Here is a 19,531-nt window from a genome sequence, read left to right as displayed (position 1 = left end):
ATTAATTTATGCCGCTCGTGTTACAGAGACTCTTGCTCTATACCGGCAATAACGCTGACCAAATGGCGATTGTTCTTTCCATAACTCACTGCGCTCACGACCCGTAAATCGCGGCTACACTTAATCTCGGCATCTGTACTATGAGCCGAACGCTTGCGCGAACAGTTGGTAGGGCTAGGTAGGCCCGGCGCCCTAAGTAAAGTTAAATTTGCCCTAGCGCCAGGAACATCGAGGAGCGGAACTGATTCATCGTCAGGTTTACCTCCTCCAGGAGCCGGGTTATCGGCATCATATTGAGGTAAATATGGCGTAGTAAACCGCGTCGCACCTTTGAGCTTTATTTCATCATGAATGGCTCGACTTGTATCTGCATAAGCGCTCGTGAGAGCCTCATCATAGTCCTGAGCCGCATTAATCACCTTCATATCCACGCTACTGCTACTCATTAGCGTTACGGCTACGCCACTCACTACCAAGACCATAACCAGAGCAGCAATAAGCACTACCCCTTGTTGGCGATTACGTCCTAAAGTGCAATTAACCATTGGTTGCCTCCGGCATTGTTAATTTTAAAGGTTGAAACAAACACCATGCGACGATAATTACCAGGTACATCTGCGCCTGTTAATATTCGCTGTGTGGCTTCGGCATCACCACCCAATGTATAGGTTTTGTTTTTTAACTGAATGTTATTATCTTCCTTTGTGGCACGCACTAATACAGATACTTGCACGGTTTTAATACTTGTCGGGCCCGATTGTTGCCAGTCTGCGGAAGTCATTCCACTTGCATCGAGGTATTCATCAACATTGCCATCACCATCTCTGTCTAGGCCGTAAAGAAAACGAATATTTTCGACGCCTTCAAGCACAGGCTCAGTTTGCATTTCGTCACCAATTAAACGCTTACGCATAAGTACAGGCACTGTAATATCTGTACCGTCAGAGGTATAAGTATCATTAGCGATGTAATACACCAGGTGCTCGTAAGGCCAGACCCCTTTACCTAGTTCAAAAGGAATTACATTTCCGTCACCTTTGATAAAACGCGCATCGGACAAGGTGGTTTGTACATAATACTGACCTGCCTTTGAGGCTTGTCCAGACACTTCCTCACCCGTGGCCCGCTTGATTTGAATTACGTCGCTACCAGTCTTAGCATTGGCAATACAGCCAAGCTCGCTAGCTGCGTCGGCCTCCAATCCATATATAACGCGAAAGTTTGATACTGCACCGGTCGCAGGAAAGCTGCCTATATTAAAATCGTCAACACAATCACTTACAGGAGCTGACACTCCAGAAGCGTCTGCCGTTGTTATGGAATCGATATTTAAACGGCCAAAGAAACCTGCCATGACGAGGTCCTTACCTAGAATATCTAACGCAATACGCCCTGTTTCTTGCAGCTCTCCCATTTCCACCGTATCTGAGGTCGTTACCTTCATGCTCAGATAAGTAAACATCACGCCACCAATGAGAAATATGCCAACGACCATGGCGATCATTAGCTCTAATAGGGTGTAACCAGCGCTACGATTAAACCTGTTGTGCTTTATATCCATTGTCGCTCCCTACACAAATAGAAATGAATTAAGTGCCAAAGCTCGGCGGCGAAGGTTATTGCTATCTTCTGGCTCGCAACTGCCTTTGACCGTACCTGCATTGGTTGTATTGCCAAGTTCTTGACGCGAATCCCAGGAAATAACCACATTGATGGCTAAACTGTCTGTAGGAATGGCAGGAGTGGCAGGAGTGGTCGTAATACAAATCATAGCGCCAGATAACGAACCTGTGTTATCGGTTGCGCGAATCGACTTACGCCAATGCTCCCTATCAAAAAGAGCAACTTGAGCCGCGCTACAACCGCTGTTTATACAGCTAACATAGCCGCCGTCCTGCGTATCACCACTAGCAATTATCATTTCATTGTAATTGCTCGCCAGTGCCCCTTCGGTATTGGCTTTGATACGCTCAATCACATCATTGGCAACGCCCAGCGCTGCCGCACGCTGCATGGCGTCATAGGTGGCCTGCTTCGCCTTAGCCTGCAAGGCAATGGCACCGAGGAGGCCAAAGACTAAAACAATAAACGCGATAAGCGTTTCTAGGAGGGTAAAACCTTGTTGATTACGCATAATGATCCATGGAGTTGCAGTAATTCTTAACAGTTTAGTAACTCTAATGCCAGACTCAACGTAATAAGGAATAAACGGTATCTTTTCAGGATTAAGCGGTTAGCTAATCCTGATGGTTTAGGTGGGGGTATTATTAACTAAGAATTTTTCCTTAAAAATCATCTATAACTCAGCCTTGCCCAAGGAATGTGTGAATATTCTAAAATCTGAGGTTAGAAGCTTAAAATTATGACAACAAGACCAAGGCGAAGAGCAAAGTTAACAGCAGGTTATTCAGTCAAAGCTTCCTTTACCCGGGTTACTTCACGGCGGCTAACGCTTAATAAATCCTCGCACGACTTTAGCCGCACCTGATATTGCCTGTCCTGCTGTACCACGGACTGCAGCTGTTCTTTATTCACCAAGGTATTGCGGTGAATGCGTAAAAACACTCGTGGATACTGCTGTTCCAACTCCTTTAGACTGGTATCAAGCAAGACCTGCGTATCACGGCAAATGGCTTGCGTGTACTTACCATCGCTGCAGCAGTAAATAATGTCAGACAAGTTTAGCTTTTTGGTTTGATGCCCTACCTTATAGCTAATGCTTTGCTGTTGCTGCCCTTTCACCTGCGCCTTATTAAGTTGGCTCAGTTTATTCACCACTGTATCCAGCTCTTGGCGCTCCAAAGGTTTTAACAGATATGCAGCAGGCATCACCTTAAAGGCATCGAGGGCATGCTGAGGGTGAGCGGTTACAAACACAATAGCAGGCGGAATGGCCTGCTCGTTAATTTCTTGCGCCGCACTTAAGCCGTTTTTCCCCGGCATTTCAACGTCAATAAAGATCACATCGGGCTGCAATTGTGCCGCTAACTCAACAGCCTCCACACCATTATTCGCATACCCGATCACATCTATATGGGCGTGCTCGGCCAACAAGCGATTAAGGCGCTTTTGCGCCATAGGCTCATCATCAACGATCAAAACCTGCACTATATAAACTCCATTTTAGGCACCACCAACTTAACGCGGTAACTGTTCGCCAAACGACGTGACCGCATGCTGGCCTGGCCGGCATAAATGATGCTCAGACGCTTTTGAATATTATCCAAGGCGATACCGTTATGAGCTCGTGTTGTTGGTGTTGGCTGCGCACTCAAACTGTTGCTAACAATAACAGTAGCACTTTGCTTAGTAATATGTACCTCAACATCAATAACCCCACCCTTATCACTGCTCTCAATACCGTGAACCACGGCGTTTTCCAACAAGGGCTGTAGCGTTAAGCAGGGTAAAACCACCTCGGGGATTTCCTTGGGCAGATGCCAGTTTACCTTTAGACGCTCGCCAAAACGCCACTGCTCCAGGGCAATATAGCGCTTGGCCAGAGCAAGCTCTTGCGCCAAAGTGCTTTGCTGACCCACCTGCATCGCCGCGCGGGATAAAGACGCCAGCGCCAATGCCGATTCCTCGGCGGCATCGCTGTCTTCATGGGCCAACTCGGCTAGAGTGTTGAGGCTATTGAACAAAAAGTGTGGGCGAATACGAGCCTGTAACGCATCAAGCTGAGCTCGCGCATAGGCCGAATGCGCCTTGGCGTGTTCATTATAGATGGCCATAAACTGCACAAATAAGGCCGCGACCAGTAAGCTGATGGCACTGCTTTTAAACACAAACCAATGGGAAAGCCGGGCATCGAGCAGTTCGAGGTAACTGATATAAAAGGTGATAGCCAGGGTGCTCAGCACCAACACAGCAACCACGGCAAGCGCTTGCACAGAATTGTTTAGGTCAGGCTTAACTCGACTCAGAACATAAAGCGCAGCAATGCTGATGGAGGTAATAAATTGAATAAGCAGGCTGCTCTGGCCAAGTACCAACCAGAAATTATCCGGTTGGTACTCGCTGAAACTGATGATCAGGGCCAGCACCTGTGCCACGATCAAAGCGCTCAGAATACCGCGCGTTTGACACAAGGTGGTCAGTAAAGAATAAGAATTAGCTTGGGCTGATAACGACTGACTCATTAATCACCCCAAGTGCTTATCTAAGCTCTGCAGGAACGGCAAAGACTATATCTTCTTCACGTCCCGGGTTTTCCACCACCTGCTCACCGCCAAGTGATTTAAGGTGATTGACCACCTCTTTTACCAACACCTCTGGCGCCGATGCGCCTGCTGTTACGCCAACACTATCAACATTTTGTAACCAGTTGGCATCAATGGAGCTGGCATCATCAATCAAATAGGCTGTGGTGCCCATCTTACTGGCCAGTTCGCGTAGACGGTTAGAGTTGGAGCTATTCTTAGCACCGACAACTAAAAGCACATCAACCTTGTCTGCCAAATCACGCACCGCATCCTGACGGTTTTGCGTGGCGTAGCAGATATCGTCCTTACGCGGGCCATCGATATCCGAAAAACGCTCACGCAATGCGTCTATCACATCGGCGGTATCGTCCACCGACAAGGTGGTTTGGCTGCAGTAAAACAGCTTGCTAGGATCTTTAACCTCAAGCTTGGCCACGTCCTCTGGGGTTTCCACCAGGTAGATGCCACCCTCTGGGTTGTCGTATTGACCCATGGTGCCTTCCACTTCTGGATGACCCTGGTGACCGATCAAAATACATTCGGTGCCACGGCGTGAAGCCCGGGTTACTTCCATATGTACCTTAGTAACCAAAGGACAGGTAGCGTCAAATACTTTCAGCTCACGACGTTTGGCTTCCTGGCGTACCGCTTGCGATACTCCATGAGCACTGAAAATCACGATACTGTCATCGGGTACCTGATCCAGCTCTTCAACAAACACGGCGCCTCGGTCTTTTAGACCATTGACCACGTATTTATTGTGCACCACTTCATGACGCACATAGATGGGCGCCTCGAAAATATCCAAGGCACGCTCTACTATACTGATCGCTCTATCGACCCCGGCACAAAATCCGCGCGGGTTGGCTAACATGATTTTCATCAGTTAATTACCTCTAAGATCTCCACCTCAAACGTCAGCTTTTGACCGGCTAAAGGATGGTTGAAATCAATGGTCACCGACTCGCCCTGCACTTCACGCACTACACCCGGTAGCTCGGTGCCATCTGGCTGAGTAAAGGCAATAATTGCGCCCACCTTAGCTGGCGCTTCGGCGCTGAACTTGCTGCGATCCACATGATAAATGTTGTCCGGATTAGGTTGGCCAAAGGCATCCTCAGGCTCAAGCTCAAAGCTTTTTTCCTCACCGGCACGCAGGCCCAGCAAACACTTCTCAAAGTTTTCCGTCAGGCTGCCATCACCCATTACCAGTTTAGCAGGCTTGTTGTGAACCTTGGTGGAATCGGCGGCAGAGCCATCCGACAACTTGATCGAAAAATGAAACACTACTTCAGAATTAGCACCGATAATGGCTTCACTCATTGACCGACTCCTTTTTACTGCTTGATTTAAAGGCATCAATTAACAATAGCGCGGCACCAATACAGATAGCGCAATCGGCAATATTAAACTTGGGGTAATGCCAGTTCTGATAATACACATGAATAAAATCAATCACATAGCCATAAACCATACGATCATAAAGATTACCCAGGGCGCCAGCCAACACAAGGGCATAGGCACAGCCAAGTAATTTATTCGATGCGGGTAAGCGTTTAAGCCACCAGATCAGTAACACCGAAATCGCCACCGCAATGGCACTTAAAAACCAACGTTGCCAGCCACCGGCATCGCTTAAAAAGCTAAATGCAGCACCTGGGTTATGTACATAGGTAATATTGAAAACAGGCAGAATATCTATGGTCTGCCCTAAGGTCATGGTATTCACTACCAGGGTTTTGGTGGCCCAGTCGACCACCAAAAGCACCACAGTAAGTACCAACCAAATTAATCCATTACGCTTAGCTGACACATTCACTCCTACAGCTGAGATTATGCAAATTGACGTGTTTCGCCATCGCCATCAACGTTGGTAACACAGCGACCACACAGCTCCGCATGCGCTTCAACACTGCCTACATCATCACAATAGTGCCAACAACGCTCACATTTTTGTGCATTAGTGGCGGCCACGAATACGGCTAAGCCAGTCAATTCAGACTCTTCAATGTCAGCCGGCTTATCACCATGGGCAAGCACGGATACTTTAGAAGTCAGCAGCACAAAGCGCAGCTCGTCAGACAAGGCATCCAGTGTCGCTTTAAGCTCGTCATTGGCGTACAGAGTCACCTCTGCTTGCAAGGTAGCACCGATAATGTCTTCCTTACGGGCACTTTCCAGGACACGGTTTACCGCATCACGGACGTTCAACACGGTTTGCCATTGCTCATCAGAGAACTTACCTTCAACCGAAGTTAAACCTTCATACCAGGTACCGGTAAATACAAACTCGCTGCGCTCACCCGGCAGCACCTGCCAGATTTCTTGAGCGGTAAAGCTTAGAATAGGCGCCATCCAACGTGTCATCGCCTCGGCAATATGGTACAGAGCGCTCTGACATGAACGACGAGCGTGCGAGTCAGCCTTGGCCGTGTACTGACGGTCTTTGATCACGTCTAGGTAGAAAGAGCCCAGCTCGCCGGTACAGAAGTTCATTAGCTTCTGCGTAACCACAAGTAGCTGATACTCGTCATAGGCATTAACGATTTCTTCTTGCAACTGCGCCGCACGAGAGACGATCCAACGGTCAAGCTCAACCATGTCGGCCACATCAACCAAGTCAGTGCTTGGGTTAAAGCCATTTAGGTTAGCCAGTAGGTAACGGCTGGTATTACGAATACGACGGTAACGATCCGCGGCGCGTTTGAAAATTTCATCCGATACCGTCATCTCTGCGGTAAAGTCGGTCGACGCCACCCAGAGACGCAGAATGTCGGCGCCCATTTTATTCATCACGTCTTGCGGTGAAATCACGTTGCCTAAAGACTTAGACATCTTACGGCCGTTTTCATCCACGGTGAAACCATGGGTCATCACCTGGCGGTATGGCGCGCGGCCATGAATGGCAACACTGGTCATTAGCGATGACATAAACCAACCACGGTGCTGATCCGACCCTTCCAGGTATAGATCCGCAGGTGAGCTCAGCTCATCGCGAGCATCCAGCACACAAGCGTGAGTTACACCCGAGTCAAACCACACGTCCAGAGTATCTTGTACTTTTACATAACGCTCGGCATCCGCACCTAATAGGGTTTCCGGCTCAAGGTCATACCATGCCTGAATGCCACCTTTTTCTACCAGTTGCGCCGCTTTTTCGATTAGTTCGCTGGTATTCGGGTGTAAATCACCCGTGTCTTTATCAACAAACAAAGCAATCGGCACACCCCAGGTACGCTGACGCGAGATACACCAGTCCGGGCGACCTTCAACCATGTTTTCGATACGGCTTTCACCCCAGCTTGGCAACCACTCTGTCTTCTTGATTTCAGCCAGTGAATCCTGACGCAAGCCCGCTTTATCCATGGCAATAAACCACTGCGGCGTAGCACGGAAGATAATAGGCGTTTTATGGCGCCAACAATGTGGGTAGCTGTGCTGAAGCGCATGGTGATGCAACAAGGCACCTTTTTCTTGCAGCAGCTCAATCACATTCGGATTGGCTTTAAATACGTGCTGACCGGCGAAAATAGGTGTATCCGGAAGATACACACCGTTAGCACCAACCGGGTTCGCCACTTCAAGGCCATAGGCAAGACCTGCCGCATAGTCTTCTTGACCATGGCCCGGCGCGGTATGAACGATACCTGTACCCGAGTCCGTAGTAACGTGGTCGCCAAGAATAACCGGTACATTGAATTCTAAAAATGGGTGCGCTGCTTGCAGGTTTTCAAGGGCAGAACCTTTGGCATAACCAAGCGTGTGGAAATGCTTAAAGCCAAAACGGTCCATACAATCTTTAACCAGTTCAGAGCCAAGCACTAAACGCTGTTGTTGACCTTCGTCTTCTACCTGAACTAAGGCATATTCAAGATTAGCGTGTACCGCTACAGCACGGTTTGCTGGCAAGGTCCAAGGCGTTGTGGTCCAAATCGCGGTGGCGATGCTGCCTGTGCCCTTGTGCTCTGCGCTCAACGCAAATGCCGCTTCAACGGCCTGCTCATCGGCGAACACAAACTTCACATCGATGGCTGGCGACTGCTTGTCTTGGTATTCAACCTCAGCTTCGGCCAAGGCCGAACCACAATCCGTACACCAGTGTACCGGCTTAGCACCCTTATGCAGGTGACCCTTGTCGATAATACGACCTAAAGTACGGATGGCATTGGCTTCGAAATCGAAGTTCATGGTCAGATACGGGTTGTCCCACTCACCGAATACGCCCAGGCGTTTAAAGTCGGCTTTTTGACCTTCCACCTGCTTGGCGGCGTAGTCACGACATTTTTGTCTGAATTCTGCGGCTGTTACCTTGTGACCCGGCTTGCCTACTTTTTTCTCTACCATTAATTCAATTGGCAGACCGTGACAGTCCCAGCCCGGCACATACGGGGCATCGAAATCCGACAGGGTTTTCGACTTGATAATCACGTCTTTTAGGATTTTGTTTACTGAGTGACCTAGGTGAATGTTGCCATTGGCATAAGGAGGTCCATCATGCAAGATGAAAGACTTCTTACCTTTTTTTGCGGCGCGAATTTGTCCGTACAAGTCTTGCTCGTACCATTGCTTTAACATTTGCGGTTCGCGTTGGGCTAGGTTGCCACGCATTGGAAACTCGGTTTCCGGTAAGTTTAAGGTATGTTTATAGTCGCTCATTAATCCTACTTTCCGTATCGGCTACAGACTGCCGCTCTGGGCGGTGGTCGCTAAAGTAAAAAACTGCTTTGCCGCGATGGCATCGTGCTTAATTTGCTGCACCAATTCATCGAAGCTATTAAATTTTTGTTCGTCGCGAAGCTTATGTTTAAGCTTCACTTCTATAAATTGTCCATAAATCGACTGGGCAAAGTCGAACAAGTGTACTTCCAACAAGGCCCGGGTACCATTAAATGTAGGTTTGTTACCTACATTTGCTACCCCATTGTAGGTGCGCCCGGCTATCACCGCCTGCACCGCAAAAACGCCATTAAGAGGGCATACCTGGCGTTTAAGAGCGACATTGGCGGTCGGAAAACCCAACTCGCGACCTTTTTTCCAACCATGGATCACCCGGCCACTGATGGCATAGTCATGACCCAGCATGGTTTTCGCCAGTTGCAAGTCTCCCGCTTTCAAGGCGGTACGAATAGCAGTGCTGCTCACTCTGGCATTGGCTTTTTTAAAGCTTTCCGTGCTTTTTACCGCCATACCGGCGCCCTTGCCCAGCTCTTGCAGCAAAGAAAAGTCACCTTCCCTGCCACGTCCGAAGCGAAAGTCATCGCCCACGGTCAGGGCCTGTACGCCCAGCTTGTCAATCAACACTTGCTGTACAAAATCAGCAGCGGCTAAATTGGCAAATTTGCGGTTAAAGCTGACACAGATCACCCGCTCAACCCCAAGCTTGGCAAGTAAAGCCAGCTTATCACGCAGTCGCGTTAGCCGTGCCGGAGCCTGATCTTTACAAAAGAACTCCTGTGGCTGCGGCTCGAAGATCATCACTGTGCTGGGTAGGTTTAACGCCTTGGCGTCCTCTAGTAACCCCTTGATCACCTCAACATGGCCTAAGTGCACTCCATCAAAGTTACCTATGGTGAGTACACAGCCGTGATGCTGGTCGCGTATATTGTGGATTCCGCGTATAAGCTCCATCGCTCAAAATGCCTTGTCTTTGCGCACTACTGCTGACGAAAGTGCTCGATTATAATCTTTTTTTTAATGTGATTCAGTAGTTGCCACATTTTTTATCGTACTTGGGCGCACACCAAAAATAAAAAGCATACCAAAGTAAGTGCTTGCCGCCGCCCCTATCAGGCCAGCCAGCAGCATTATCTGCTCAAGCAAGGGCCAATCTTGCCACGCAAACTGGGCTTGCACCAGGTAAACCAGGATACCCATAACCACGCTAGCAATAAGGCATTTACTGCTAAAGGCCAAACTAAAGCGGGAAAAATGATACACCTCGTCCTTGGCCAGCTGACGATACAGCAAAAAGGCATTACAAGTAGCCGACAGCGCCGTGGCCAGAGCCAATCCCAGATAACCGATAAAGGGTGCCAACATAAGGTTAAACACCATGTTCAGCGCCATGGCGATAATACCAATGCGCACCGGAGTACGGGTATCCTGACGGGCATAAAAGCCAGGCGCCAATACCTTAATGAGCATAAAGCTCACCAGGCCCACCGCGTAGGCGGCAACACCTAAGGCCACAGCCCTTACATGGTCTTCACCGGCACTGGCAAAGGCGCCATGGTCGAACAGCACGGTAATGATCAGCGGGCTGATGAGCATCAAGCCAACCATGGCCGGCAGTCCAAGGAAAATCACAAAGCGCACGCCCCAGTCCAGAGTAACCTGGAAGTCCGAACCTTTATCGCCGGCATGTAATTTTGACAGCGTCGGCAAGATCACCGTGGCAATGCCTATGCCAAATAGCCCGAGTGGGAATTCAATTAAGCGGTCGGCGTAATAAAGCCAGGCAATGGAGCCGGTCACCAGGAAGGACGCTATAACCGTATCCAAGAAGAGATTGATTTGCGACACCGACACCCCGAACAGCGCCGGGATCATCAGGGTTCTTACCTTTTTCACCCCTTCATCATGCCAGCCCCAACGGGGCCGAACCAACATCTTGGCGCGATATAAAAAGGGGATTTGAAATGCCAGTTGCACCACGCCACCGACAAAGACACCTATGGCCAACGCATAGGCCCCGACATCGAATTGCTGATGCAGAAAAATAGCACAGCCAATAATGGCCACATTAAGCAGCACCGGGGTAAAGGCGGCCACCGCAAAACGGTTATAAACGTTTAAAATGGCGCCACTGAAGGCCACCAAGGAGACGAAGAATAAATAGGGAAAGGTCCATTTCAACAAGCTTGAGGCAAGCAGAAACTTTTCCCCATCGGCGTCACCTTGATACCAGTCCACAAACCAACCGGCACCAAACAGCGCGGCAATTATGGGCGAGCCTATCACCCCAAGCAGGGTAACAATAATTAATATGGTGCCCAGGGTGCCGGCGGCGCGGGCGACAAAAAGCCGTACCGCGTCATCCCCTTGCTGTTCTTTTATCTCGCTCAGAACTGGCACAAAGGCCTGCGCAAACGCACCTTCGGCGAATAAGCGACGTAAAAAGTTGGGAATGCGATTGGCGAATAAAAATACGTCGGCACTGGCATTGGCACCCAATAAATTGGCCACCACCGCATCGCGTACTAATCCTAATACCCGCGAAATCATTGTCATGGCACTGACAATCATACCGGAACGAAACAAGCTGTTAGCCACACATCCTCTCTTGGGCCGACATTAATTGCGGCATTATGCCAATAAAAGCCGAGCGAATACAGCGCTGGTCGCCGCTCATTTGCTTTGCTATAATCCGCCGCGGTCACAGGCCATTAACTGCAATAACAAACCAAATTTTATTGGGTATAGGGTGCGCTAACCCGCTATAGCACCTTATATATGTGTCTCCCGGTAGGCATTGGCGATTCGTTACTCCTGCAGTTGGCTGTGCCACGTGAGTAAATTTGATTGACAAATTGAAAAAAAACGGGCATAGTCCACGGCCTTTAAATATAAGCTTTATTTAAGATTGTTAGGAGCAAACCTTGGCTAACATCAAGTCTGCAAAGAAACGCGCTGTAACCAGCGAAAAACGCCGTCAGCACAACGCAAGCCGTCGTTCAATGATGCGTACATACACAAAGAAAGTAATTGCTGCCATCCAAGCTGGTGACAAAGAAGCTGCACAAGCGGCTTTCGCAGTAGCTACACCTATTTTAGATCGTTACGCAACTAAGGGTCTAATCCACAAAAACAAGGCAGCTCGCCATAAGAGCCGCCTTGCTGCTAAGATCAAAGCGCTATAATTTAGCTCTTAATCTAGCAAAAAAACCGGCCTAGGCCGGTTTTTTTATGTCTGCAAATCAATCACATTCGAATAAATACATGATTAAGCAGGCGCGGTATACACCTGCTCCCCATTTCTTGAGTTGCCTCTTAGGCAAACTCTATGCTGGGATAAAACTTTTTCAGCATCGCCGCAATCTTCTTCGGTGAAAAGGGTTTCACCACAAAACCTTTGGCGCCCTTGTCTATGGCATCCTTAACATTATCAATAGTAGAATGCGCGCTAACCATCACCACCTTGGCCTCGGGCAAAATAGCGTTAATGTCGGCTATCATCGCCTTTCCGTCACCATCGGGCAGTTCGATATCTAAAAATACAATCTGGTAACGCTTTTGCGCACAGGCCGACATACATTGCGCCGCAGTCGCCGCTTCATCGACATCGTCTATCCCTAAATGCATCAAGGTTTGGTTGAGAAAACTCCGTACCGTGCCAACATCATCCACTATTAATATTGCTATATCGTCCATTGAAACTTCCTAACTTATCCTACTGAATGGGGCAATCCTAAGAATTAACTTAGATAACCAAACTACACTAAAAACCGCCCTTATTATAGAGCGATGCGACTGTTAGGCCAAGCATCTGCCAGCGCCTTGGTAACCAAGCTTACAAGGTAGAAATGACGGGGCGCTTAACTGCCTTATTAAACATTAAGCAAACTTATGTTTATTCTATCGACTTAACCTCAATCAAGTTCCCTATATAGTCATAAAGAAAACGCTAGCCTGCATTAGTTCTAATCAGTAATGCATCATTATCTATTTTTTCAGATGCTAAAAAAAATGATGAACGCCTCCTTACCCACTGATTTGCAGTCATTTACCCCCTGAATTGGCAATTATCCTGATTTTACCTGAATTCCTTTATTGTCCGGCTAATGCCCAACGGCCCAGATCCCGCACCTCAATATGGATGTATTCTCACTCTGAGCGCATTAAATTTCAGATTAATAAAACTTATCCGAAAATGATATTTTTTTTAGTTTGTTTGCACCCATAATGGCTCGCATAATAGCGCCTCTTTTTTAGTCCTATTACACTTTGGAGTCGAGCAACTTGGACGTCAACCTTGGAATTCAAATCATACTTGGAGCACTGGCTATTGGCGCTTTCTTTATTAGTCATGGCACCCTGCTGCGTATCGCCGCAAGTATCGCCATTGGTTTGTTATTTTTTGTCCATGCTCAGCAGTTAGTTACACCTAATGGTTTGACTAACATTACCCTAGTGTTAATTAATACCTTCTATTTATTTAAGGTATACACCAGCCGCGTTGGCCGCACTCTAGTGTAAAACAGCGCAAAAATAACGCACTTGGTACCACGGCACAAAAATGCTGTGGTACAAGTCAAATAAAATAGGCTAACATCAGCCTAGCTGTAATTTATTTGGCCGAGGCGATTATGAATTCTTCTTCTCCAGCACGCGACAGCGACCTATTTGCTGAGTTTATGGGTGATGTTACCCCCATGGCAAAGCCAGATACCGTCAGTTACTTTCAACGCTCATCTAAACCCACGCTTGCACAGCAGGAGAAACGTCGGGCAGCGGAGCAAGCGATCCAGTTCGATGGCAACCTGCTCGCAAGCGAACATGTTGAACTGCTCGATCCCCATGATTTTCTAGCCTTTAAAAAATCCGGTGTGCAAGAAGGCGTGTATAAAAATCTGCGCCTTGGTAAATATGATGTGGATGCCACCTTAGATTTGCACGGTCAAACCCTGGTCCAGGCACGCAAGGCCATGTATGAAACCATTACCGACTGCCATGAACGTAATATTCGCGTATTACTGATAAGGCACGGCATTGGAGAAAAGAGCCAGCCCCATAAAGGCCTGCTAAAAAGCTATGTGAACCATTGGCTGCAGCAACTCGATTGTGTTTTGGCTTTCCATAGCGCCCTAAAATGCCACGGCGGCCTAGGCTCCACCTATGCATTATTGAAAAAAAGTGCGCAGAAAAAACTGGAAAACCGAGAACTGCACGCCAAGCGCTAAGACTCGAATATCAGGCAAAAAAAAGCCGAGCTCGGCTCGGCATTTTTATGCATTGGAATGGTAGTGTTCTAGCCCTAGACCTTATAAAGGCATGGCGTTAGCTTGGTTGAACCAGGCCGCTAATCCGAGAAAAGCAACCCAAATCAATATATAGCTAAACTTAGCTCCACCTTGATTGTGTTTCATAACGCTTCCCACTTGGCTTAGCCTTTTAGCGGCTAAGATTATTATTATTATTTTTTACATCAAGTATGTAACGGCACACACTATAAGCAAGCGGCAAAAAATTAACAAGCTGTTTACTTAGACAGTAGTAATTTAGTATTGCCGTTGCCTGTCTATGCAATGGAGCCAAGCTTCGCCCCGCTGTAAGCGCTGATAATTAGTCACCACCTGCTCAACCACGGTATCTATCCTGCTTAGCGCACTGCAATGGGGAGTGACGATCAGGTTTGGAGTTTGCCAAAACATGTGTTCTGCGGGCAAAGGCTCCTGATTAAAGACATCGAGAGATGCGCCACCAAGTTGCTGCGCTTGCAGCGCCGCCAGTAAATCCTCTTCCACCACATGGGCACCACGGCCAACATTTATCACTACCGCATGATCGGGCAGTTTAGCCAGCAAATCGGCATTGATTATCCCCCTTGTTTGCTCGGTCAAGGGCAAAATACACACCAGATAATCGCTTTGTGCCAACATGGTATTCAGACCCAGCTCACCATGAAAATGCTGCACCTCATCACTATCGGTTTTAGCGCCATTAGAATAAGCCATCACAGAGCAACCATTAGCGCTTAAACGCTTGGCTATGGCTTGCCCAAGTTGACCAAAACCCAGCAAACCCACCCGATTATAAGAGCGTACTCGCTTGGGCCGCCAAACTTGCTGCTCTTGCTGATGCATATAACGGGGCATATTGGTTTTATGCAGTAACACCTGAGTTAATACATATTCGGCCATATCCGCTGCCAACTCAGGGTCGACAATGCGACCGACGGGCAGGTGCGCGGGAATAGCCGCCAAGTTCAATCCATCAACACCGGCACCAAAAGACATTACCGCGCGCACATTCGGCAACTGCGACCATAATTCTTCAGGTACCTGCCAGCCGAGCACCATATCTACGCCCTCGGCATCAACTATATTCGGCCATACCTGTACCTTATCAGCCCCCAATTGCGCCTGAAGCTGGGCTTCTAAACGCTCGATATTACGATTAGGAATGGCTAACAATAAGCTCATCGACTACTCCCGAACAATAAAAAAGAGCAGTATCACATAGCCTTAGTGCAGCGTCACTAGGCTATTTTGCAATGGCCGCTTTAACCCTCGCCCAGTCTTAAAAATGTCACTTATTTTACACCTTAGTGTCATGGTCGATTTTTAATCTAGCTATTATTTCGTTGCCAAAGGGCACAGTATGATCAGCATTGATAAGGTCGTAGAAGATAACCTACCGAGTTTAGCAAACTCACCCAAGGTAAAGGGGCTGGTTAAAAAAGGCCTGGGTTATTTGTTACATGAGCAGGAGTTTGTTGCTTTTGGTGATAATTACCCACACTTACAGGGCCTGGAGTTTATCGAGCAAGTTTTAGAAGAGCTGGATTTCAGCGCCCGATTTAACTCCGCGCAACTGGACAATATTCCCAGCGAAGGGCGCTTGGTAATAGTGGCTAACCACCCTATCGGCTCACTTGATGCCCTGGCATTGATCAGCGTGTTGGCGCGAGTCCGCCCGGATATCAAGGTGGTCGCCAACCGCTTACTGATGAGTGTCACCCCCATGCACTCCTTATTATTGCCGGTGGACAATATGTCCGGCAACAGCCGTAAAAAAGAGCTGGGCGCTATTCATCAACATCTTAAGGATGAAGGAGCCCTGTTGATTTTCCCCGCCGGAGAGGTATCGCGTTTGCGTCCAACCGGCGTCAAGGACTGCACCTGGAACCACGGCTTTTTACGCATTGCTAAAAAAGCCAGCGCCCCTGTTTTGCCAATTTTAGTTAAGGCCAAGAACAGCCCGCTGTTTTACGGCACCTCAATGATCTACAAGCCACTGGCCAGCCTCTTGTTGGTCAAGGAAATGTTCAAGCAAAGACAAAAGTCGCTGGAATTTGAAATTGGCGCCGCCATAGTGCCCAAGTCATATCTGCTTGATAACCTCAACGATAAAGAGATCAGCCGCCTGATCCGCAAACAGCTTTATCGTCTCGGCACGAAAAAGCCTGAGCTATTAAAAACTCAGACGCCTATTGCCCATGCCGAGTGCCGCAAGGCCTTGGTATCGGCCCTTAATGACTGCGAGCGTTTGGGAGAAACTCAGGACGGCATGCATATTTATCTGTATCAGTATCAAGGCAGCTCGGCGCTGTTTCGCGAACTTGGCCGTCTGCGGGAAATCGCCTTTCGCGCCGTGGGCGAAGGCAGTGGCAAACGTCGCGATATAGACAAATATGATATGGACTATCATCACCTCTTGCTTTGGGATCCAAAGCAGCTGGAGTTAGTAGGCGCTTACCGACTGGCCTGTGCCGACGAAATCATCAATAAACAAGGGCGTCAGGGCCTGTACACGGACAGCCTGTTCGACTACGAGCCGGGCATGGATGAATATTTCCAGCAAGGCATAGAGCTCGGGCGCAGCTTTGTGCAACCAAAGTACTGGGGCCGCAAGAGCCTGGATTATTTATGGTTTGGCATTGGTGCCTTCGTTAGCCGCTACCCCAAGTACCGCTATCTATTCGGCGCCGTCAGCCTCTCTAATGCACTGCCGGAAAATGCCAAGGAGCTGCTGGTGTACCACTACCAACATTATTATGGACAAGTGCAGCAACTGGCTATTCCTAAACATGAGTTTAAACACAGTGACGATACTCAGGCCTATGCGCAAAGCCTGTTCTGCGGAAATGATGTTAAAGCGGACTTTACCGAGTTAAAGCATATTTTGGCCAATATGGGCGCCCAGGTGCCAACCCTGTTCAAGCAATACACTGAACTTTGCCAAGAGGACGGGGTCTCATTTTTAAGCTTTAGTGTCGACCCTGACTTTAATAACTGTATCGACGGCCTGGTATTGGTCGATATGGCCAAGCTGAAAGAGAAAAAGGCGCAGCGCTATCTCACCAATGATGCCCTGATCGCCCGTACAAAAGAAAACTAGTTAACAGATTCCCCCAACCACAAAAAAGCCGGTTTTCACACCGGCTTTTTCATCTCTTAATTACAGTGCCCACTCTTAAGAGCAGGCGAACACCTGCTTTAGCGTCTGGGCATAAATATCGGTAATAGCAGTAAGATCCGCCACTGCAACCCGTTCGTTATCCTGATGGATGGTGTAGTTGCGTACACCACACTCCACCACCTGAGTGTGCTCGTTGGCAAAAAAGCGCCCATCGGATGTGCCGCCACTGGTGCTGAGCTTAGGATAACTGTGAGTACAGGCATAAATGGCGCTTTCCAATACCGCAATCAGATCTATATTGCCCCCACCGGAGGTGTAATAAGGCTCACAAGGGCGCTCCCAACTGATTTCAATCTCATTTAACCAAGGCGCCAGGGCCTGATTGACCATGTCCTGCACATCATTACTGCGATAACCATGGCTATAGCGCACATTAAAGGTCAGCTGGCACTGGGCTGGCACCAGGTTATCCAAACTGTTAGGTACATGCAGGCCGGTCACCTGTAATGTGGTTTTCGAGCCCTCAATATCCTTATGCCAGTGAATTTGTTGCAGCGCCACCGCCAATTGCGCACCAATATGCGCGGCATTGACCGTATGCTCTGGATAGGCAACATGTCCGGCGCGACCCTTAACACTAATACGCGCCGACAAGGCGCCACGACGACCATTTTTGATGGTATCACCGGCATGTAAATCAGCGGTGGGCTCGCCGACAAGACAGGCGTCTAAACGCACACCCTGGTTTTGCAGATGCTTGGCAATCTCGGCACTGCCAAACTCGGCCTCCCCCTCTTCATCCGAGGTGATCAACCAATAGAATTGTCCCTGAGTCGGCTTAGCCGCCAATAAACGATCGGTGGCCGCCAGCATGGCCGCGACCCCGCCCTTCATGTCCGCGGCACCTCGACCATAAATTTCGCCATCGATAATGTCGCCAGCGAAAGGATCGCAGCGCCAACGCTCGGCGGCGGCTGGTACCACATCTATATGGCCGCAAAACGCAAAGGCACTCCCTGGGCCAAACTCGTATTTCGCTATCAGATTGCTCACCCCTTGGCACTCAAAGAGCTCACAACTAAACCCCCGCTGTGTAAGTTGCTGATCAAGCCAGGCGATGGCGCCGGCCTCATTGGGAGTAACCGAGGGAAAACGAATAAGCTGTTGCAAGTACACAAGCTCATCCGCAAGATTCGAAACCTTTGCCTTAAGGCGAGCAGCGTTCGACATAAAATGCTCCATAACATGGCGTTAAAGCCATTACAGCGCCTTTTTATGACAGCCTTATGTCAACTTTTCGCCTTATAACCGACACAAAGTTTAATCTAAATCAAAGATCCACCGAGGCGATACGCAAACGCGGATGAAAGCTTGATCTAGAACAGTTTTTATTTTCCAACAGCCCTGATAATGGCGCCATCAGCACAACAAATTTAAAATTTCTACTTAGGAAGATGAAGATGAAAAAAACACTTAGCGCAGCTTTAGTTGGCCTTTTACTTGGAACCTCTTCTCTTGCTCACGCAAACCTGAGCATTAATGTGGGTGCCATTAATGTAAACCCAGACAGCGAAGTGTCTAAAATCGACCAAGATCCAACGCTTGGCCTAAACGTTGATGACGATACGCAGCTGGGTATTACCATCGACTACGCCCTAAACGACAACTGGGTGTTAGAGCTAATCGCAGCCACGCCATTTAGCCACGACGTGGACGGTCGTACCGGTCTTAAAGGTGCATCAATCGGTGAAGTTAAACACTTACCACCTACGCTTCTTGGCCAGTACCACTTCGGTCAGGCCGGCGATAAGTTCCGCCCGTTCGTAGGTGCCGGTATCAACTACACCATCTTCTTCGATGAGCAAGCGAGCCAAGATCTTAAAACCGTATTGGGTACAAACGACGTAGAATTAAAGCTAGACGACTCATTGGGCCTTGCCGCTCAGGTTGGTTTTAACTACGCGCTGGACAAAAACTGGGGTCTACACGGCATGGTCAGCTACATGGATATCGACAGCGACGCAAGCGTTTATGCCGATGGCGTTAAGGCACTGACCGTTGACGTTAAAATCGACCCTGTTGTTGCCATGTTCGGTGTACGTTACAGCTTCTAAATACCAATTCTGTTAAGTATGTGAACAGATATAGCGCTGGACAAATGATGTGATAACAAGGCGGAGTTTTTCTTATGTAGTTATGCTACAAAGAAAAATTCCAACGCGGTTAGCACGATATTTAGCCCGCTA

Annotated in this window: 19 protein-coding genes; 5 read left to right on the top strand and 14 right to left on the bottom strand. The window is 48.5% G+C overall.

What is annotated here, in order from left to right; genetic code table 11:
• Positions 1 to 20: 20 nt before the first annotated feature.
• From C2M35_RS10820 to murJ, 11 genes are all read right to left on the bottom strand, one after another.
• Positions 21 to 425 carry a hypothetical protein gene (locus C2M35_RS10820; protein WP_158677967.1) on the bottom strand — a complete coding sequence of 135 codons (405 nt, stop codon included), beginning with the start codon at positions 423 to 425 and terminating at the stop codon, positions 21 to 23.
• A gap of 101 nt (positions 426 to 526) precedes the next feature.
• Positions 527 to 1,561: a PilW family protein gene (locus C2M35_RS10815; protein WP_105265334.1), complete on the bottom strand. Its 1,035-nt coding sequence runs from the start codon at positions 1,559 to 1,561 to the stop codon at positions 527 to 529.
• Between the two features lie 9 nt (positions 1,562 to 1,570).
• Entirely contained in the window at positions 1,571 to 2,134 is a 564-nt protein-coding gene (pilV, locus tag C2M35_RS10810) for a type IV pilus modification protein PilV (protein ID WP_105265314.1), read from the bottom strand.
• 269 nt (positions 2,135 to 2,403) lie between these two features.
• Complete coding sequence (locus C2M35_RS10805) at positions 2,404 to 3,108, bottom strand: LytR/AlgR family response regulator transcription factor (protein WP_105265313.1); 705 nt, start codon at positions 3,106 to 3,108, stop codon at positions 2,404 to 2,406.
• Positions 3,108 to 4,142, bottom strand: a complete 1,035-nt coding sequence (locus C2M35_RS10800) for a sensor histidine kinase (protein WP_105265312.1) — start codon at positions 4,140 to 4,142, stop codon at positions 3,108 to 3,110. The genes C2M35_RS10805 and C2M35_RS10800 overlap by 1 nt, the downstream gene beginning before the upstream one ends.
• Positions 4,143 to 4,158: 16 nt before the next feature.
• A complete protein-coding gene (gene ispH, locus C2M35_RS10795; protein ID WP_105200975.1) occupies positions 4,159 to 5,088 on the bottom strand; it encodes a 4-hydroxy-3-methylbut-2-enyl diphosphate reductase in 930 nt (309 codons plus the stop codon).
• The gene (gene fkpB, locus C2M35_RS10790; protein WP_105213066.1) at positions 5,088 to 5,528 is read right to left on the bottom strand and encodes an FKBP-type peptidyl-prolyl cis-trans isomerase; all 441 of its coding nucleotides are present in this window, start codon (positions 5,526 to 5,528) and stop codon (positions 5,088 to 5,090) included. The genes ispH and fkpB overlap by 1 nt, the downstream gene beginning before the upstream one ends.
• The gene (lspA, locus tag C2M35_RS10785; protein WP_442792493.1) at positions 5,521 to 6,018 is read right to left on the bottom strand and encodes a signal peptidase II; all 498 of its coding nucleotides are present in this window, start codon (positions 6,016 to 6,018) and stop codon (positions 5,521 to 5,523) included. Before lspA ends, fkpB begins: the two co-directional genes overlap by 8 nt.
• Before the next feature lie 20 nt (positions 6,019 to 6,038).
• Positions 6,039 to 8,861, bottom strand: a complete 2,823-nt coding sequence (ileS, locus tag C2M35_RS10780) for an isoleucine--tRNA ligase (RefSeq protein WP_105265311.1) — start codon at positions 8,859 to 8,861, stop codon at positions 6,039 to 6,041.
• A 21-nt stretch (positions 8,862 to 8,882) separates the two neighbouring features.
• The gene (gene ribF / locus C2M35_RS10775) at positions 8,883 to 9,833 is read right to left on the bottom strand and encodes a bifunctional riboflavin kinase/FAD synthetase (protein WP_105265310.1); all 951 of its coding nucleotides are present in this window, start codon (positions 9,831 to 9,833) and stop codon (positions 8,883 to 8,885) included.
• 63 nt (positions 9,834 to 9,896) lie between these two features.
• The gene (gene murJ / locus C2M35_RS10770; RefSeq protein WP_105265309.1) at positions 9,897 to 11,477 is read right to left on the bottom strand and encodes a murein biosynthesis integral membrane protein MurJ; all 1,581 of its coding nucleotides are present in this window, start codon (positions 11,475 to 11,477) and stop codon (positions 9,897 to 9,899) included.
• 326 nt (positions 11,478 to 11,803) lie between these two features.
• Here murJ and rpsT point away from each other — a divergent pair, with 326 nt between their 5' ends.
• Complete coding sequence (gene rpsT / locus C2M35_RS10765; RefSeq protein ID WP_105190149.1) at positions 11,804 to 12,064, top strand: 30S ribosomal protein S20; 261 nt, start codon at positions 11,804 to 11,806, stop codon at positions 12,062 to 12,064.
• Positions 12,065 to 12,194: 130 nt separating this feature from the next.
• Here rpsT and C2M35_RS10760 read toward each other — a convergent pair whose 3' ends face one another.
• Positions 12,195 to 12,575, bottom strand: coding sequence for a response regulator (locus C2M35_RS10760; RefSeq protein WP_105200969.1), 381 nt, complete (start codon positions 12,573 to 12,575; stop codon positions 12,195 to 12,197).
• 588 nt (positions 12,576 to 13,163) lie between these two features.
• Here C2M35_RS10760 and C2M35_RS10755 point away from each other — a divergent pair.
• Entirely contained in the window at positions 13,164 to 13,400 is a 237-nt protein-coding gene (locus tag C2M35_RS10755) for a hypothetical protein (protein WP_105200968.1), read from the top strand.
• 110 nt (positions 13,401 to 13,510) lie between these two features.
• Positions 13,511 to 14,104: a DNA endonuclease SmrA gene (smrA, locus tag C2M35_RS10750; RefSeq protein WP_105265333.1), complete on the top strand. Its 594-nt coding sequence runs from the start codon at positions 13,511 to 13,513 to the stop codon at positions 14,102 to 14,104.
• A gap of 318 nt (positions 14,105 to 14,422) precedes the next feature.
• On the opposite strand, the gene C2M35_RS10745 is transcribed toward smrA, so the two are convergent.
• Entirely contained in the window at positions 14,423 to 15,346 is a 924-nt protein-coding gene (locus C2M35_RS10745; protein ID WP_105265308.1) for a 2-hydroxyacid dehydrogenase, read from the bottom strand.
• 178 nt (positions 15,347 to 15,524) lie between these two features.
• Here C2M35_RS10745 and C2M35_RS10740 point away from each other — a divergent pair, with 178 nt between their 5' ends.
• Positions 15,525 to 17,264 (top strand): GNAT family N-acyltransferase, encoded by a 1,740-nt coding sequence (locus C2M35_RS10740; protein ID WP_105213071.1) that lies wholly within the window; start codon positions 15,525 to 15,527, stop codon positions 17,262 to 17,264.
• Between the two features lie 75 nt (positions 17,265 to 17,339).
• On the opposite strand, the gene dapE is transcribed toward C2M35_RS10740, so the two are convergent.
• Positions 17,340 to 18,515, bottom strand: a complete 1,176-nt coding sequence (gene dapE / locus C2M35_RS10735) for a succinyl-diaminopimelate desuccinylase (RefSeq protein WP_105265332.1) — start codon at positions 18,513 to 18,515, stop codon at positions 17,340 to 17,342.
• A gap of 230 nt (positions 18,516 to 18,745) precedes the next feature.
• On the opposite strand from dapE, the gene C2M35_RS10730 reads away from it, so the two are divergent.
• Entirely contained in the window at positions 18,746 to 19,399 is a 654-nt protein-coding gene (locus tag C2M35_RS10730) for an OmpW/AlkL family protein (RefSeq protein WP_105200965.1), read from the top strand.
• Positions 19,400 to 19,531 lie beyond the last annotated feature (132 nt).

It is taken from the genome of Pseudoalteromonas sp. T1lg76, assembly GCF_002964725.1.
Classification (GTDB): domain Bacteria; phylum Pseudomonadota; class Gammaproteobacteria; order Enterobacterales; family Alteromonadaceae; genus Pseudoalteromonas.
The sequence above is the reverse complement of the archived record's forward strand: the minus strand, read 5'-3'. Positions and strand labels throughout refer to the sequence as shown.